Source organism: Cryobacterium sp. N22 (genome assembly GCF_002929555.1).
Lineage (GTDB): Bacteria > Actinomycetota > Actinomycetes > Actinomycetales > Microbacteriaceae > Cryobacterium.
This window is the reverse complement of record NZ_PJJP01000033.1, coordinates 15,517-33,071: the sequence shown is the minus strand read 5'-3', so window position 1 is coordinate 33,071 and position 17,555 is coordinate 15,517. Positions and strand designations below refer to the sequence as shown.

The 17,555-nt window shown below is 68.5% G+C and carries 12 protein-coding genes; all 12 read left to right on the top strand.

Annotated elements, in window-relative coordinates:
• Positions 1-2 precede the first annotated feature (2 nt).
• The 12 genes from CXY76_RS08475 (at position 3) to CXY76_RS08420 (ending at position 17,527) form a co-directional block, all read left to right on the top strand.
• Complete coding sequence (locus CXY76_RS08475) at positions 3-1,220, top strand: ROK family protein (protein ID WP_233199660.1); 1,218 nt, start codon at positions 3-5, stop codon at positions 1,218-1,220.
• Between the two features lie 363 nt (positions 1,221-1,583).
• Positions 1,584-2,609 (top strand): LacI family DNA-binding transcriptional regulator, encoded by a 1,026-nt coding sequence (locus CXY76_RS08470; RefSeq protein WP_104163799.1) that lies wholly within the window; start codon positions 1,584-1,586, stop codon positions 2,607-2,609.
• Between the two features lie 125 nt (positions 2,610-2,734).
• Entirely contained in the window at positions 2,735-4,030 is a 1,296-nt protein-coding gene (locus CXY76_RS08465; RefSeq protein ID WP_104163798.1) for an ABC transporter substrate-binding protein, read from the top strand.
• Positions 4,031-4,120: 90 nt separating this feature from the next.
• On the top strand, positions 4,121-5,101 hold the full coding sequence (locus CXY76_RS08460) for a carbohydrate ABC transporter permease (RefSeq protein WP_104163797.1): 981 nt from the start codon (positions 4,121-4,123) through the stop codon (positions 5,099-5,101).
• Positions 5,101-6,012, top strand: a complete 912-nt coding sequence (locus CXY76_RS08455; RefSeq protein ID WP_199190243.1) for a carbohydrate ABC transporter permease — start codon at positions 5,101-5,103, stop codon at positions 6,010-6,012. The genes CXY76_RS08460 and CXY76_RS08455 overlap by 1 nt, the downstream gene beginning before the upstream one ends.
• Positions 6,013-6,014: 2 nt before the next feature.
• A complete protein-coding gene (yicI, locus tag CXY76_RS08450; protein ID WP_104163796.1) occupies positions 6,015-8,354 on the top strand; it encodes an alpha-xylosidase in 2,340 nt (779 codons plus the stop codon).
• On the top strand, positions 8,351-9,802 hold the full coding sequence (locus CXY76_RS08445; RefSeq protein ID WP_104163795.1) for a GH1 family beta-glucosidase: 1,452 nt from the start codon (positions 8,351-8,353) through the stop codon (positions 9,800-9,802). The genes yicI and CXY76_RS08445 overlap by 4 nt, the downstream gene beginning before the upstream one ends.
• Before the next feature lie 97 nt (positions 9,803-9,899).
• On the top strand, positions 9,900-11,921 hold the full coding sequence (locus tag CXY76_RS08440; RefSeq protein WP_233199659.1) for a beta-galactosidase: 2,022 nt from the start codon (positions 9,900-9,902) through the stop codon (positions 11,919-11,921).
• A 50-nt stretch (positions 11,922-11,971) separates the two neighbouring features.
• Positions 11,972-13,261 (top strand): extracellular solute-binding protein, encoded by a 1,290-nt coding sequence (locus CXY76_RS08435; protein WP_104163794.1) that lies wholly within the window; start codon positions 11,972-11,974, stop codon positions 13,259-13,261.
• The gene (locus CXY76_RS08430; RefSeq protein ID WP_104163793.1) at positions 13,258-14,217 is read left to right on the top strand and encodes a carbohydrate ABC transporter permease; all 960 of its coding nucleotides are present in this window, start codon (positions 13,258-13,260) and stop codon (positions 14,215-14,217) included. The genes CXY76_RS08435 and CXY76_RS08430 overlap by 4 nt, the downstream gene beginning before the upstream one ends.
• Positions 14,214-15,167, top strand: a complete 954-nt coding sequence (locus CXY76_RS08425) for a carbohydrate ABC transporter permease (RefSeq protein ID WP_199190242.1) — start codon at positions 14,214-14,216, stop codon at positions 15,165-15,167. Before CXY76_RS08430 ends, CXY76_RS08425 begins: the two co-directional genes overlap by 4 nt.
• Before the next feature lie 2 nt (positions 15,168-15,169).
• Positions 15,170-17,527 (top strand): glycoside hydrolase N-terminal domain-containing protein, encoded by a 2,358-nt coding sequence (locus CXY76_RS08420; protein WP_104163792.1) that lies wholly within the window; start codon positions 15,170-15,172, stop codon positions 17,525-17,527.
• The last annotated feature ends 28 nt before the right edge of the window (positions 17,528-17,555 follow it).

Genomic DNA, 17,555 nt, shown 5'->3' with positions numbered 1-17,555 from the left:
CCGTGAGCCAAGCGCCACCCACCCTGGGCGTACGGGGCGGCACCAGCAACGACCAGCTCCGGCGGTACAACCTGTCGATGGTCATGACGATGCTGCACCACGCCAGGGGCTGCTCCCGGGCCGAGCTCACCAAGCGCACCGGGCTGAACCGCTCGACGATCGCGGCCCTGGTGGCCGAACTCGTCGACCTGGGCATGGCGTTCGAGGTGGAACCGGAGAGCGTGGTGGGCCGGGTGGGCCGGCCCAGCCCCCAGGTGGTGCCGAACCCGGGGCTGGCCGCGATCGCGGTGAACCCCGATATCGACGCCATCACGGTGGGTCTGGTGGGCCTGGGCGGCGAGGTGATCCGGCGCATCCGCTTCGACACCACCCGGATACCGACGGTGGCCGAGGCCATCAACGCGGTCAAGGCCATCGTCGACGGCATGCGCGGCGAGATCGACCAGAGCTACAGCATCGCCGGGGTGGGTGTGGCCGTGCCGGCGCTGGTGAACTCGGCGGACGGCCGGGTGCTGATCGCCCCGCACCTGGGCTGGCGCGATGCCAACCTGGCGCGCGACCTGGCCCGGGTGCTGGACTACCCGGTCTTTGCCGGCAACGACGCCAGCCTCGGCGCGATCGCGGAGAGCATGTTCGGCGCGGCCCGCGGCATCGACGACCTGGTCTACCTCAACGGCAGCGCCAGCGGCATCGGCGGCGGCCTGATCATCGGCGGCAGCCCGCTCCGCGGCACCAGCGGCTACGCGGGGGAGCTGGGCCACACCCTGGTGAACAGCGCGGGGGTGCGCTGCCACTGCGGCCGGATCGGCTGCCTGGAGACCGAGGTGAGCATGGCCAGGCTGCTGGCGGTGCTGGGGCTGCCGCGCGCCGACCAGGATGACCTCGACATCGCTCTCGGGGTCTCCCGCGACCCGGCCGTGCTGGCCGAGGTGCGCCGGCAGATCGAGCTGCTCTCCGAGGCGATCTCCAACTTCGTGAACCTGTTCGACCCCGAGATGGTCGTGCTCGGCGGGTTCCTCGGCTCGCTGCTGTCGGTGGGCCGGGAGCAGCTCACCGCGGCGATGATCGTGCGCTCGATGAGCAGCATCGGCCACACCGTGGCCATCGAGCGGGCCAGCCTGGGCTCGCACCTGATGATGGTGGGCGCCGCCGAGCTGGCCTTCGCCGGCCTGCTCGACGATCCGGCCGGCTTCGTGCGAGGCCGCGCTCCCCGCCGCTGACCGACCAGCGTTCGAGGGTTGTCTTGCGGGGTCTCGACAGGCTCGACCAGCGAAGTGGTCGCGCTTGTCCCGCTGGTCGCCCCGTCTCGTCGGTCGAGCTTGTCGAGACCTCGTGACGTGTGTGTGTCGCCCCCGTCCCGTTGGTCGAGCTTGTCGAGACCTCGTGACGTGCGTGTGTGTCGCCCCCGCGGGCAGGAGTCGCTGATCTGGCATTTGTCGTCAATAACCACAAACTACTTGCGGAACTGAGGAAGTCTGTCGTAGGCTCCCTTCCGAGGCAGTCGAAACGTTTAGACGAATCGCCCGCCGCTCGGTTGCCCGACGCAATCGATCCCGCACAATCCGACCGACGATGGAGTCCAGGTGGCCAACATTCACGACGTGGCACGCGTCGCCGGAGTGTCGATCAGCACGGTCTCCTACGCCCTCAGCGGCAAGCGCTCGATCGCGGCATCCACCAAGCAGCGCATCGACCAGGCCGTCCTCCAGCTCGACTACCGGGCCAATGCCGGCGCGCGGATGCTCAAGGGCGCGCGCACCCAGATTCTCGCGTTGAGCGCCCCGCTGCACGCCGGCACCCACGCCCCGGCCCACATGGCCTTCGTGCTGTCGGTGGTCACGGCCGCCCGCCAGTACGACTACGACGTTCTCCTGCTCACCCAGGACGAAGCCACCAGCGGCCTCCGCCGGGTGGCGCGCAGCTCCCTGGTCGACGGCATCGTGCTGCTGGATGTCTCCACCTCCGATCCCCGCACCGACCTGGTGCGCGAGCTCGGCCTGCCAGCCACGGTGATCGGCATCCCCAATGACACCGCCGGCCTCACCTGTGTCGACCTCGACTTCGAACAGGCCGCGGTGCTGGCCGTTCGCCGGCTGGTCGACCTCGGTCACCGCGAGATCGGCCTGATCGGCCAGGCTCCTCTCGTTTACGAGCGCGGCTCGAACTTCCCGCCGCGCTTCCGGGACGCCTTCCTGGCCGAGGCCGCCCGACTGGGCGTCACCGTGGCCTTCACCCCGGCCGCCGAGGAATCGGCCGGGGTGCGGGCGGCCGTCGAGCACGTGACGGCGGCCCTGCCCGGCATGACCGGGCTCGTGTTGCACTGCAACGAACCCGTGCAGTCCATGGTGCTCGACGTGCTCAGCCAGCGCGGCATCAGCGTGCCGAACGACCTCTCGGTCATCTCGGCCTGCTCCAGCTTCTCCACCGGCCATCTCAACCCGCCGCTCGACGTGATCCCCCTGCCCGCTGACCAGTCCTGCACTCGCGCAATCGAGCTCACGATGGCCCAGTTCGCCGGAGACGCCGAGCCACACGTCGAGTACATCGACCCGACGTACGTCGAGCTCGGCTCGACAGCCCCCGTCCCCACCCCCGCCCCACACCGCTAGAGACCTCGGGAAGAGTCCTCGACACCGCTGTAAGCACTGTCGAAACGTTTCGAACTAATCCCGAGAACCGCATCACCCCGCACCACGATTCACCTCCCCCCGCATCACTACAAGGAAGTAGAACAGTGAAGAAAACCAAGAGAACCCTCTCCGGTGCCGCCATCCTCGGCGTCAGCGCGCTCCTGCTCTCCGGCTGCTCCGGCGGAGCGGCCGAGAGCGACAGCAACACCCTCAAGCTCTGGCACTTCGAGAGCGAAACCAGCGCGATGGGCATCGCCTGGGAGGAGGCCATCAAGGTCTTCGAAGAGGAGACCGGCGCCACCGTCGAGTTCGAGGAGAAGAGCTTCGAGCAGATCCGCTCCACAGCAAGCCAGGTGCTCAACTCCGACGAAGCCCCCGACATCCTCGAATACAACAAGGGCAACGCCACCGCCGGCCTGCTCGCCAGCCAGGGCCTGCTCACCGACCTCGACGAGTCCGTGGCCGAATACGGCTGGGACGACGCCCTCGCCCCGTCGCTGCAGACCACCGCCCGGTACGACGAAGACGGCATCATGGGCTCCGGCCCGTTCTACGGCGTGCCCAACTACGGCGAGTTCGTGGAGATGTATTACAACAAGGACATGTTCGCGGCCGCAGGCCTCGAGGTGCCCACCACGGTGGCCGAACTTGAGACCGTGATGAAGGCGTTCACCGACCAGGGCATCACCCCGCTGGCCGAATCGGCCGCCGAATACCCGCTCGGCCAGCTCTGGTACCAGCTCGCGCTCACCAAAGCCGACCGCGAATTCGTCGACGACTACCAGCTCTACACCGGCGACGTCGACTGGAGCGGCCCCGAACTGACCTACGCGACCGAGACCATCAAGGACTGGACCGACGCCGGCTACATCTCCACCGACGCCACCGGCTTCAAGGCAGAGGATGCCGGCACCGCGTTCATCAACGGCACCTACCCGATCTTCTTCTCGGGTTCCTGGTGGCACAACCGCTTCACCACCGAGGCCACCGGCTTCGAGTGGGGCACCTTCCTCTTCCCCGAGGCACAGATGTCGCCCGGTTCCGCCGGCAACATGTGGGTCGTTCCGGAGAAGGCCGCGAACAAGGAGCTCGCCTACGAGTTCATCGACATCACGATGCGCCCGGAGATCCAGGCCCTGATCGGCAACAACGGCGGCATCCCCGTCGCCGCCGACACCGCCGACATCACCGACGCGAAGAGCCAGGAACTGATCGGCAACTTCAACATCCTCACCGAGCGGGACGGCATCGCGTTCTACCCGGACTGGCCCACCGCCACGTTCTACGACGAACTGAACGCGGGCCTGCAGGAGCTCATCAACGGCACCAAGTCGCCGGCCGAGGTCAACAAGCAGATCGGCGGCCAGTACCAGTCCGGCGTCGACGACATCGTCGGCTAACACCAGCCGGATTCACCCAGCACGACCTCGCAGTAACCGGCCAGGGGCCCCACCAGGCCCCTGGCCCCCACTCGGAGAGTTGGAAATCGCATGACGAAAGCATCCGTAGCCGATGCGCCCGTTGTCGCTCGGAAAGCCGGCGTTCGACCGCTCGCCCGGCAGAGCCTCATCCCGGGAAGCAACCCCAGAACCTTCTGGATCTACCTCGTGCCCGGCCTCGCGCTGCTCACGCTCATCATCGTCGTTCCGCTGATCTGGAACATCTACCTCACCTTCACCGACTACCGGGGCATCAAGCCGCCGGAATGGGTGGGCCTGGAGAACTGGGTCAAGCTGGCCGGCGACACCACCTTCTGGACCTCGTTCAGCAACTCGATCGCGATGATCGTGGCCATGGTGGTGGTGCCAACGCTGCTCGGCCTGGTGCTGGCCGCGATGCTCTTCGACCTGATCGGCAAGAAGTTCGGCGGCAAGATCGCCAGCTTCCTGCGCGCCACCTACTACCTGCCGCAGATCCTGCCCGGCGTGGTCGCCGCGATCGTGATCGGCTGGATCCTGCGCCCGCAGAACGGCGCGCTCAACCAGGTGCTCGAGGGTGTGGGCCTGGGCGGCCTTGCCCAGAATTGGCTCGGCAACCCCGACACCGCCCTGCCCAGCATCATGGTGATCATGATCTGGGTGCAGCTCGGCTACCCGATCGTGATCTTCATGGCCGCTCTGCAGCGGGTGGACCCCGAACTCTATGAGGCCGCCGAGCTCGACGGCGCCAACTGGATCCAACGCTTCCGCGCCATCACCGTGAGCATCATCCGGCCCGAGATCTTCGTGGTCACCCTCACCTGCACCATCGCCGCCCTCAAGGTCTTCGGTCCGATCTACACGCTCACCGGCGGCGGACCGGGCACCTCCACCATCGTGCCGGCGTACTACGCCTACAGCGAGTTCTTCCAGTCGCAGCAGGTGGGCTACGGCGCCACCATCGCCACCGCCCTGACCATCGTCATCGCCATCGTCTCGGTCGTTTTCCTGCTCGCCCAGACCCGGCTCGAACGCCAGGAAGAGGAACGCTAATGTCCTCCACCATCCTCGACCCCGCGGCCGCGGCCACCGTCGCCGGCCCGCCGGCCCGTGAGCCGCGCAAGCGCCGCAGCAGCACCACCCGCAAGACCCTCGGCGACTGGATGATCCTGCTCGTCGCCATCCTGATCGGCCTGCTCATCGCGGTGCCGTTCTTCCTCATCCTGATCAACTCGTTCAAGTCGCCGGCCGACTACAACGCCGCCGGCCCGTTGACGCTGCCCACCGATCTGTACTTCGACGGCATGGTCAACTTCTGGCAGCGGGTGGACTTCCCGGAGAAGCTCTGGAACAGCTTCTTCATCTCCAGCGTCGTCGCCATCCTCGCCGTGCTGGTGTCGCTGCTGAACGCGTTCGCGCTCGGCATCGGCCGGGTGCGCGGCCGCACCTGGATCGTGCTGCTGATCCTGCTGGCCAACATGCTGCCGCAGGAAGTGCTGCTCTACCCGCTCTACTTCATGTTCAAGAGCGTGGGCCTGTACGACAACCAGTGGGCCGTGATCATCATCTTCGTGGTCATCCAGAGCGCCTTCGGCACCTACCTGCTCGCCAGCGTGCTCGGCACCTTCCCCAAGGAGATCCTCGAGGCGGCGTCGCTGGACGGGGCCAACAAGTGGACGATGCTCTGGCGTGTGGTGTACCCCATCACCAAGCCCACCCTGAGCGTTCTGGTGATCTTCTTCTTCATCTGGACCTGGAACGAGTTCCTGATCCCGCTCACCTTCCTGGTCAGCAACGCCAGCCAGACCGTCCCGGTCTCCATCGCCGTGCTGCAGGGCGACCGGCTGATGGACGTCACCACGACGAGCGCCTCGGCGCTGCTGGGCCTGTTGCCCACACTGATTTTCTTCCTCATTTTCCAACGCACCCTCACTCGGGGCATCACCGCAGGAGCAGTCAAGTAGACATGAAATTCACCGATGGTTTCTGGCACACCCGTCCCGGCGTCACCGCGTTCTACGCGCAGGAGGCCTACGACATCGAACAGGTGGGCGCGGCCCTGCGGGTCTCCGCCCCGACGAAGGTGATCGAACGCCGCGGCGACGTGCTCAACCGCGCCATGCTCACCGTGACGCTCACCTCACCGCTGGAGGGCATCGTCAAGGTGCGCGTCGAGCAGCACGCCGGCACCGCCACCGGCCCGGGCTTCGAGCTCGTCGGCGCCGAGCCGGATGCCGGCGACATCGTGATCGACGCCACCGGCGGCACCCTCACGGCCGGCGCGCTCACCGCACGGGTGAGCCCGGGCGCCCCGTTCAACCTCAGCTTCGAGGCAGACGGGCGCACCCTCACCGAGAGCGGCCACAAGTCGATCGGGCACATGCAGCTCGCCCCCGGCGCCCCGATCCCCGCCGAACCGGCCGGGGTCTCCGGCGTCACCACCACCGGGCTCGCACCGGCCTCCTCCTACACGCACGCGCAGCTCTCGCTCGGCGTGGGTGAACTGGTCTACGGCCTGGGCGAACGCTTCGGCCCGCTGATCAAGAACGGCCAGACCATCGACATCTGGAACGCCGACGGCGGCACCTCCAGCGAACAGTCCTACAAGAACGTGCCGTTCTACCTCACCAACCGCGGCTACGGCGTGCTGGTCAACCACCCCGAACACGTCTCCTTCGAGGTCGGCACCGAAGCCGTCGAACGGGTGCAGTTCTCCGTGGCCGGCCCGGCCATCGAATACCTGGTGATCTACGGACCCACCCCCAAGGAGATCCTCGAGCGTTACACCCGCCTCACCGGCCGGCCGGCACGGGTGCCGGCCTGGTCGTACGGCCTGTGGCTGTCGACCTCGTTCACCACGCAGTACGACGAGACCACGGTGAACAGCTTCATCGACGGCATGGCCGAGCGCGACCTGCCGCTCTCCGTGTTCCACTTCGACTGCTTCTGGATGCGCGAATTCAACTGGACCGACTTCGAGTGGGACCCGAGGGTGTTCCCTGACCCCGAGGGCATGCTCGCCAGGCTGCACGAGAAGAACCTGCACGTGAGCGCCTGGATCAACCCATACATCGCCCAGCGGGCCGGCATCTTCGCCGAGGCCGCCGCCGCCGGCTACCTGGTCAAGAAGGCCAACGGCGACATCTGGCAGTGGGACTTCTGGCAGGCCGGCATGGCGCTGGTGGACTTCACCAACCCGGCCGCCGTCACCTGGTTCCAGGAGAAACTGCGCGGCCTCTTCACGCAGGGCGTCGACGCCATCAAGACCGACTTCGGCGAGCGCATCCCCACGGATGTGGTCTGGCACGACGGCTCCTCGCCCGAGGTGATGCACAACCTGTACACCCAGCTCTACAACAAGGCCGTCTTCGAGGTGCTGCAGGAGCACCGCGGCGAGGGTGACGCGGTGCTGTTCGCCCGCTCGGCCACCGTCGGCGGTCAGATGCAGCCCGTGCACTGGGGCGGAGACAACTCCTCCAGCTACGAGTCGATGGCCGAGACCCTGCGCGGCGGACTCTCGCTGGCGTTCAGCGGCTTCGGTTACTGGAGCCACGACATCGGCGGCTTCGAGGGCATGCCAGACCCCGCAGTGTTCAAGCGCTGGCTGGCGTTCGGCCTGCTGTCCAGCCACTCCAGGCTGCACGGGTCCACCAGCTACCGGGTGCCGTGGCTCTTCGACGACGGCCGGGAGGAGCCCGGCCAGAGCGCCGTGGACGTTACCCGGGTGTTCACCAAGCTCAAGCTGAAGCTGATGCCCTACCTCTACCAGGTGGGCCTGGAGGCGCACAGTGTCGGCGCCCCGTTCATGCGGCCCATGCAGCTCGAGTTCCCCGGCGACCCCGCCGTGGACTACCTCGACAGGCAGTACCTGCTCGGCGCCGACCTGCTCGTGGCCCCGGTCTTCAGCGAAGCCGGCGACGTGCAGTACTACCTGCCGGCCGGCACCTGGACGAACTACCTGACCGACGAGGTCGTCACCGGGCCCGTCTGGCGCCGGGAGACCCACGCGTTCGACAGCATCCCGCTGTGGGTGCGCGGGGGAGCGGTGCTGGCCACCGGTGCCCGCGACGACAGGCCCGACTACGACTACACCGACCAGACCCTGCTCACGGTCTACCCGGGGGAGTCCGCCGGCCTCCGCACCGTGGAGGTCGCCAACCCCGAGGACGGCAGCCAGGTCACCTTCACCATCACCGTTTCCGGCGACGACACCGTCGTGACCAGCGATTCGGATGCGCCCTTCCGGGCCCGCCTCGCCGGTGGCGACATCACCGACGCAACCGACCGAAAGGCCACCCTCCGATGAGCATCATCGAGCAGAGCACCACGCAGGGCTCACCCGACTACCGCGACGCCGGTCTCACCTTCCCGGAGTCGTTCATCTTCGGCTCCGCCACGGCCAGCTACCAGATCGAGGGCGCCTTCGACGAAGACGGCCGCGGCCCCTCGATCTGGGACACCTTCAGCCACACGCCCGGCAAAATCTGGAACGGCGACACCGGCGACGTGGCCTCCGGCCACTACCACCGGCTCGATGAGGACCTGGACATGATGGTGTCGCTGGGCCTGCAGGCCTATCGGTTCTCCATCTCCTGGTCACGCATCCAGCCCACCGGCCGGGGACCGGCCAACCAGGCGGGCCTGGACTTCTACGGCCGCCTGATCGACGGGCTGATCGACCGGGGCATCAGCCCCATCGTCACCCTCTACCACTGGGACCTGCCGCAGGCCCTCGAGGACGAGGGCGGCTGGACCAACCGGGCCACCGCGTACGCGTTCGCGGACTACGCGGCGATCCTGGGCGCCGCGTTCGGCGACCGGGTGGTCACCTGGACCACGCTGAACGAACCGTGGTGCTCGGCGTACCTGGGCTACGGCTCCGGCTCCCACGCGCCCGGTCGCACCGACGGCGCCGAGGCGCTCACCGCCGTGCACCACCTCAACCTGGCCCACGGCCTGGCGATCCTGGCGCTGAAGCCGCTGGTGACCAACGACCCCGACTTCTCGATCACCCTCAACCTGCACGTGCTGCGCGGCGAGGGCGAGACCGGGCCGGAGGCCGTGCGCCAGATCGACGCCCTGGCCAACCGGGTGTTCCTGGGCCCGCTGCTCACCGGCGCCTACCCCGAAGACGTCTTCGAAGACACCAAGGACGTCACCGACTGGGCGTTCATCCTGCCCGGCGACACCGAGATCATCCACCAGCCGCTCGACGTGCTGGGCGTCAACTACTACTCCACGACCCTGGTGCGGCTGTGGGACGGGTCGGCGCCGCGGCAGAACGCCGACGGCCACAAGGATGTCGGAGCCTCACCCTGGCCCGGCGCCGACAGGGTCGAGTTCCTCGCCCAGCCCGGCCCGTACACCGAGATGGGCTGGAACATCGAACCGGCCGGCCTGGAGGAGCTGCTCGTGGCCCTGCACGAGGAGTTCCCGGCCCAGCCGCTGATGGTCACCGAGAACGGCGCCGCGTTCGCCGACACCGTCGTGCAGACGGAGGACGGCCCCCGGGTGCACGACGGTGACCGCACCGACTACCTCCGCCGGCACTTCACCGCCGCGCACCGGGCGATGGCCCGCGGCGTCGACCTGCGCGGCTACCAGGTGTGGTCGCTGATGGACAACTTCGAGTGGGGCTACGGCTACTCCAAGCGGTTCGGCATCGTGCACGTGGACTACGACACCCTGGTGCGCACCCCCAAGGACAGCGCCCACTGGTACGCGGCCCTGGTCGCCACCCGCACCCTCCCCTAACCCCACCCCCCGGCCCGCGAACTGTGAGCTAAGCACCTAAGAACTCGAGTTTTTGGGGCTTTTCTCACAGTTCGCGGCACGTTTGGACGGAATTACCTTGAAAGACCATCAGCACGAGTTCGTTTACGGCGGCGACTACAACCCCGAGCAGTGGCCCGAATCGGTGTGGGCGGAGGATGTGCGCCTGATGCGTGAGGCGCACGTCAACCGGGTCACCGTCGGGGTGTTCTCCTGGTCGTCGCTCGAGCCCGAGGAAGGCCGGTACGACTTCGGCTGGCTCGACAGGGTGATGGACCTGATGCACACCAACGGGATCGGGGTGGTGCTCGCCACCCCCACCGCGTCACCGCCGCCGTGGTTCACCTTCGCCCACCCGGAAGCCCTGCCGGTCACCGCGGACGGCGTGCGTCTCGTGCACGGCAGCCGGGACACCTACAACCCGGCCGCCCCGGCCTACCGGGATGCCGCGCGGCGGATCGCCGGCGCGCTCGCCGAACGGTACGGCCGGCATCCGGCGCTTCGCATGTGGCACGTGCACAACGAGTACGGCACGGTGTCGTACGGCCCCCAGACGGACCGGGCCTTCAGGCTGTGGCTGGCCGAGCGCTACGGCACGGTGGCCGCGCTGAACGAAACCTGGAACAGCGCCTTCTGGTCGCAGAGCTACTCCACCTTCGAACACATCCTGGCGCCGCAGGCCACCCAGTACCTGCCGAACCCGGCACATCTGCTGGACTTCAAGCGGTTCAGCGCCGACACCCTCCGTGACGCGCTGCGCGAGCAGGTCGCGGTCATCCGCGAGCTCAGCCCCGGGGTGCCGGTGACGACCAACTTCATGCTGCCCAGCTGGAACCACTACGACCAGTGGGACTTCGCCGCGGAGATCGACGAGGTGTCGATCGACCACTACCCCAGCGCCCGCGACATCGAGGGAGAGACCCACGTGGCGTTCGGCGCCGACGTGGCCCGCTCGTTCAACCAGGGCCGCCCGTGGGTGCTGATGGAGCAGGCCACCAGCCTGATCTACGACTACGCCGCCGCGCGCCTGTTCGCCAAGGACCCCGGCCGGCTCGAGCGCAACACCCTGCAGTACCTGGCCAGGGGCGCCACCGGCAGCCTGTTCTTCCAGTGGCGTTCGCCGCGGGTCGGCGCGGAGTTCTTCCACTCGCCGATGGTTCCGCACGCGGGGGAGGACTCCAGGGTCTTCCGCGAGATCGTCGCCCTCGGGCACACCCTCACCTCGCTGGCCGAGATCGCCGAACCGCCCACGAATGGCCGCCGGGTCAACGACTCCCGGGTCGCCATCGTCTGGGATTCCACCGCCTGGTGGGCCGCCGAAACCCGAGCGATGCCCTCCGACGACCTCGCCTTCCTGCCCGCCGTGCGCGCCGTGCACCGGGCGCTCTGGTGGCAGGGCATCTCCTGCGACGTGGTGCGCCTCGATCAGGACCTCTCCGGCTACGACCTGGTGCTGGTGCCCAACAAGATCGCCGCCTCCGACGCCGAGGCCGAAGCCCTCCGCGCCTTCGTTGCGGCCGGCGGCCACGCGGCGGTCTGGTTCTTCTCCGGCAGCACCGACGAAAACCTCAGCGTGCGCCCCGGCGGCTTCAGCGGAGCCTTCGCCCCGCTGGCCGGCATCCGTGTCGAAGAGCACCACCCGCTCGCCGCCGACGAGAGCGTGCAGCTCTCCGACGGGTCACGGGCGGATGCCTGGGCCGAAGACCTGCAGGCCCAGGGCGCCGAGGTGCTGGCCACCTTCACCCACGCCCCGCTGGCCGGCCGGCCGGCGATCACCCGCAACCGGCTCGGCGCCGGCACGGTGCACTACCTGGCCACCCGGCTCGATGCCGCGGCGCTCGGCGAGCACCTCGGCCGCATCGTCGCGGAGGCCGGCGTGACGCCGGAGCATCAGCAGGCCGGCGGCGGCGTCGAGATCGTGCGGCGGTATTCGGGGGAGGGCAGCTACCTCTTCGTCTTCAACCACGGCGAGCAGCCGCGCACCCTCACCCTCACCGGCTACGACCTGCTCACCGGGACGCACCTCGACGGCGACGTCTTGGTGGCCCCAGCCGCCCCGATCGTGCTCAGGGAGACGGCTCTGCCGCCGACCTCGTCCTGACCCCACCAACCACCACCACAACCCTGGTTCACCTAGAAAGGATGCCAACGATGGCACTCTCCCGTACCCGCCGATCCCTCGGCTCCGCCGTCGCCCTCACGGCAGCGTCCGCGCTGCTGCTGGCCGGCTGCTCCTCCTCCGCCGGCTCCGACTCCGACGCCGTCACCCTCGAATTCTGGGGCTGGGCCCCCGGCCTGGAGACCGCGGTCGAGACCTGGAACGACGCCAACCCCGACATCCAGGTCGAATTCTTCCGGATGACCGGCGACGACGGTGCGAAGATCCCGCCGGCCATCGACGCGGGCACCGCGCCGGATGCCGTGCAGATGTCCGTGCACTCGCTGCCCGGCCACATCATCAACAACCGGCTGATCGACATCGGTGAGTACACCGACGGACTCGACGAGTCGTTCACCGGTAGTTCCTGGAAGGGAGTCGAGTTCGGCGACGGCGTCTACGCCATCCCGCAGGACTCCGGCCCCACCGGTCTGATGTACCGCTCCGACATCTTCACCCAGTACAACCTCGCCGTGCCCACCACCTGGGACGAGTACCTGGAAACCGCCCGCGCCCTCAAGGCCGCCAACCCCGAGGTCTTCATCGGCCAGTTCTCGCCGAACGAGATCGGCCTGTGGACCGAGCAGGTCTGGCAGAACGAGGGCACCTTCAACACCATCGACGGTGACGCCTGGACCGTCGAGGTCAACAACGACCAGAGCCAGGAGGTCGCCGCGATCTGGCAGACCCTCGTCGACGAGCAGCTCGTCAAGGTCGTCGACATGTGGACCCCGGAGTACTGGGCGGAGGTCAACGCCGGCACCATCGCGAGCATCAACTACGCCGCCTGGTTCCCGGCCCTGCTGGCCGAGAACGCCGCCGACCTCTCCGGCAAGTGGTCGGTCGCACCGTCGCCCACCTTCGCGGGCAGCGATGCCGCCGGGGAAACCGGCGGCAGCGTCGACGTGGTTCCCACCGGAACCGAGAACGTGGAGCAGGCCGTGGAGTTCCTCACCTGGCTCAACAGCTCGGACGAATCCCTCGACATCCTGATCAAGGAGGGCGGGCTGTTCCCGACCGCGCTGGCCGGCCTCGACAACCCCGCCATGCTCACCGAGCAGGAGTTCTTCGGCGGTCAGGTCATCAACGAGGTCTTCATCGACGCGGCCAAGAATGTGCCGAGCAGCTGGGTCGACGGTCCGAACTACGACATCACCCAGGATGCCCTGAAGGACGAGTTCGCCAAGGTCGGCACCGGTGCGCAGACCTTCGCGGAGGCCCTGGACGCGGTGCAGGCGCTGACCGTGACCAACCTCAAAGACAGCGGTCTGAGCGTCAAATGACCTCCCCGACACTGACGGCGCCCCCCGGCGCCCCCGCAGCATCCCCCCGCCGGCGCGGCATCCGCGCCGGCGGGGGGATGCGGGTGGCCCCGTATGTCTTCCTCGCACCCTTCATGCTCTCGTTCGTGGTCTTCATGATCCTGCCGATCGTGGTGGCGCTGTACACGAGCTTCTTCCAGGTCAAACGCAGCGGCCTCGGCTTCGGCGGCGACAACGACTCGGTGTTCGTCGGCTTCGACAACTACGTGCAGGCGTTCGCCAACTCGGCCTTCATGGACAGCTTCGGCCGGGTGCTGCTCTTCGGCGTCGTGCAGGTTCCGATCATGCTGGCGCTCTCCCTCCTGCTGGCGCTCCTGTTCGACTCCGCCGTGGTCAAGGCCAAGCGATTCTTCCAGCTCGCGGTGTTCCTGCCGTACGCGGTGCCGTCCGTCGTGGCCGCCCTGATCTGGGGATTCCTGTACCAGCCGCGGGTCAGCCCGATCGTCGAGGGCCTGGCGGACCTCGGCGTCTCGGTGGACTTCCTCGGCCCGGGCACCGTGCTCTGGTCGATCGCCAACGTGGCGGTCTGGTCGGTCACCGGCGTCAACATGATCATCCTGTTCTCTGCCCTGCAAACGGTTCCCCGCGAAATGTACGAGGCCGCCCGCCTCGACGGGGCCAGCGAATTCCGGATGGCCATGCAGATCAAGCTGCCGATGATCTACCCGGCCCTGATGCTCACCACCCTGTTCTCGATCATCGGCACCCTGCAGCTGTTCAACGAGCCGATGACCATGCGCTCGGTCACCTCGAACATCTCGGGCAGCTACACGCCGAACATGGCGATCTTCTCGGCCACCACCCTCGGCGGAAACATCAACCTCGGTTCGGCGATGGCCATCATCCTCGGGCTGGCGACCTTCGTGCTCTCGATCGTGGTGTCCATCATGACCAACCGAAAGAAAGGGAAGGCATGATGACCCAGACCCTCGTCACGTCCCCGCCGCCGCCCGTGCGTGAGGCACGCTCCCGCCGGACCGCCCAGAAGGCCGGCTCCGCCCGACCCTCGGTCCTGGCCGAGGGCGAACGCCCCAGCCGGGGCGCCCGCATCGCCGCCTGGATCTTCATGGGCGCCATCACGTTCTACTTCCTGGTGCCGGTGTACTGGCTGATCGTGGCGTCCACCAAGAGCACGGCCGAACTGTTCAGCACCCCGGGGTTCGTCTTCTCGAACTTCAACCTGATGGAGAACCTCGTTGACCTGAGCACCTACAACGACGGCATCTTCTGGCGGTGGATGGGCAACTCGATGATCTACTCGGGGCTCGGCTCGATCGCGATGACGTTCGTGTGCCTGATCTCCGGCTACGCGCTGGCCATGTACCGCTTCACGGGACGCACCATCGTGCTCGGCGCGGTGCTGGGCAGCATGCTCATCCCGCAGACCGTGCTCGCCCAGCCCACCTACCTGCTGCTCGTGGAACTCGGGTTGAACAACACCATCTGGGGCATCCTGCTGCCCAGCCTGGCGTACCCGTTCGGTGTGCTGCTCGCCTTCGTCTTCGCGCAGTCGGCCATGCCGATGGAGTTGCTCGAGGCCGCCAGGCTCGACGGGGCCAGCGAGTGGCGGGCGTTCTTCTCGATCGCCCTCAAGCTGCTCAGCCCAGGCGGGGTCACCATCCTCTTGTTCGCGTTCATCGGCAGCTGGAACAACTTCATGCTGCCCCTGTTGGTGCTCAGCGACGCCAGACTGCAACCGGTCACCGTCGGGCTGTCCGGCTGGAGCCAGGCCTCCATCACCATCCCCGGCCTGCAGACCCTCGTGGTGATCGGCTCCCTGGTGTCGATCATCCCGATCATCGTGGTCTTCGTGTCGCTGCAGCGGTACTGGAAGACCGGCCTGGCCGCCGGAGGGGTGCGGTTCTAGGGATGAGTGCGCTGTCTTACACCGGCCAGAGCGGGAGCTGGCTGGACGCCCTCCCGCTCGGCAACGGCACTCTGGGCGCCATGGTCGATGCCACCGACCAGTCAACGCGGCTGCACCTGAACGACGAGACCGCCTGGTCGGGCTCGCCGGACAGCGAACACCGCCGCGGTCAGGTGGATGCGGCCGCCGCCGCGGCCGCGCTGGCCGCGGCGCGTGCGCACCTCGCCGAGGACCGGGCGGCCGAGGCCGAGGCGGAACTGGCCGTGCTGAGCGCCGAGTACGGCCAGACCTTCCTGCCGTTCGGCACCGTGCAGATCGACCTGCCCGGCGGGCACGCCCTGACCCGGCGGTGGCTCGACCTGGCCGACGCCACCCACCACATCCAGGGTTCCGGCCTCGAGCAGACCAGCTTCGCCAGCCACCCCGACGGGGTGCTCGTTCACCACATCGTGGCCGATGCCGCCCTGAGCGACCCGGTCTTCACGGTCTCGGTCAGCACCCCGCTCGCCGAACTCGGGCGCACGGTCACGACCGACGGCCTGAGCGTGCAGCTGCGGCTGCCGGCCGACGTGGCGCCGGGGCACCGGCCGGACCGGCCTGCCGTCGTCTGGGAACTCGACGGCATCGACCCGCTGCAGGGCGCCATTGTGGTGTCGGTGCGGCATGACGGCAACGCCGCACCCGACGGGTCCGGGGCCCTCCGCATCACGGGCGCCAGGGAGATCCTGGTCTGCGTGGCCACCGAGACCACGTTCACCGGCGCCGGCCGGCCGGCCGCCGGCACCGCCGCCGACGCCGCGGCCACCGCCTCGGTCCGGCTGGGCGCCGTCGCCGGGGCAGGTGTCGACGACCTCGCCGCCCGGCACCGGCTGGACTACACCGCCCTGTTCGACAGGGTCAACCTGGACCTGCCCGGGCCGGCCGACGCCCACGCGTCGAGTGCTCCCGATCGGCTCGAACGCGCGGCCACCGACCCTCGCCCGGCCGCCATGACCGATCCCGGCCTGGTGTCGCTCCTGTTCGACTACGGCCGCTACCTCGTGATAGCGGGCTCCCGCCCCGGCGGGCTGCCCGCTACCCTGCAGGGCCTCTGGAACGAGGCCATGCAACCGCCGTGGAGCAGCAACTACACCCTCAACATCAACACCGAAATGAATTACTGGGGCGCCCACGTGGCCCAGCTGGGCGAAACCGCCGAGCCCCTGTTCACCTTTGTGGAGGCCCTCGCCGACCGCGGCCGGCACACCGCCGAACGGCTCTACGGCTGCCGGGGCTGGGTGGCGCACCACAACTCCGACGGATGGGCGTTCAGCTCGCCCGTCACCGGCGACGCCTCCTGGGCACAGTGGCCGATGGCCGGGGTCTGGCTGGTGCGGCAGCTCGACGAGGTGCGCCGGTTCGGCACCGCCACTCCCGACCAGCTTGCCCGGCTGTGGGCCCTCGCCCACGGTGCCGCCCGGTTCTGCCTCGACTTCCTGGTGGAACTGCCGGGCGGCAGCCTGACCACCCGGCCCTCCACCTCCCCGGAGAACCAGTACTTCCTGGACGCACGACCGGTCGCGGCCGGCAGCGGATCGACCATGGACCGCACCCTGCTGCGCGAACTGTTCACGCTGCTCCCCGCCCTCGCCGCCGAAAGCGGGCAGGCCGATGACCCGATCCTCGCGGAGGCGACGGCGGCGCTGGCCCGCATCCCCGGTCCCCGGATCGGCAGCGACGGCACCCTGCTCGAGTGGGACCGGGAACGCCTCGAGACCAACCCGCAGCACCGGCACGTCTCCCACCTGGTGGGGCTGTACCCCGGCGACGGACTCGACGCCGAGCACGCCAGGGCGGCGTCGGCCACCCTCGACCGGCGCGGTGACGACTCCACCGGCTGGTCGCTGGCCTGGAAGCTGTGCCTGCGCGCCAGACTCCACCAACCCGCCAAGGTCGACGACCTGCTCGAGCTGGTGCTCCGGCCGGCCCGCGACGACGCCGGCCCACACGCCGGCGGGCTGTACCCCAACTTCTTCGCCGCCCACCCGCCGTTCCAGATCGACGGCAACCTGGGCTTCGTCGCCGCGGTTTGCGAGATGTTGCTGCAGTCGCACACCGACACTTTCGAGCTGCTGCCCGCACTGCCGGCGTCGCTGCCCGAGGGTCGGGTCATCGGGCTGGCCTCCCGCGGCGGCGTGCTCGTCGACCTGGTCTGGTCCGAGGGCGCCCTGGTGAGCGTGGCCCTGCGCGCCCGCGAGGAGCGCTTCGCGGGGCCCAGGCTCATCGGCTACCGCGGCCGCCGGCACGAAGTCGTTGTGCCCACCGCGGGCATCCGGCTGTTCTTGGCCCCCGACGGCACCCTTCACTCCCGCGAACCGTGAGTTAAGCCCCAAAAACCTCGAGTTTTCG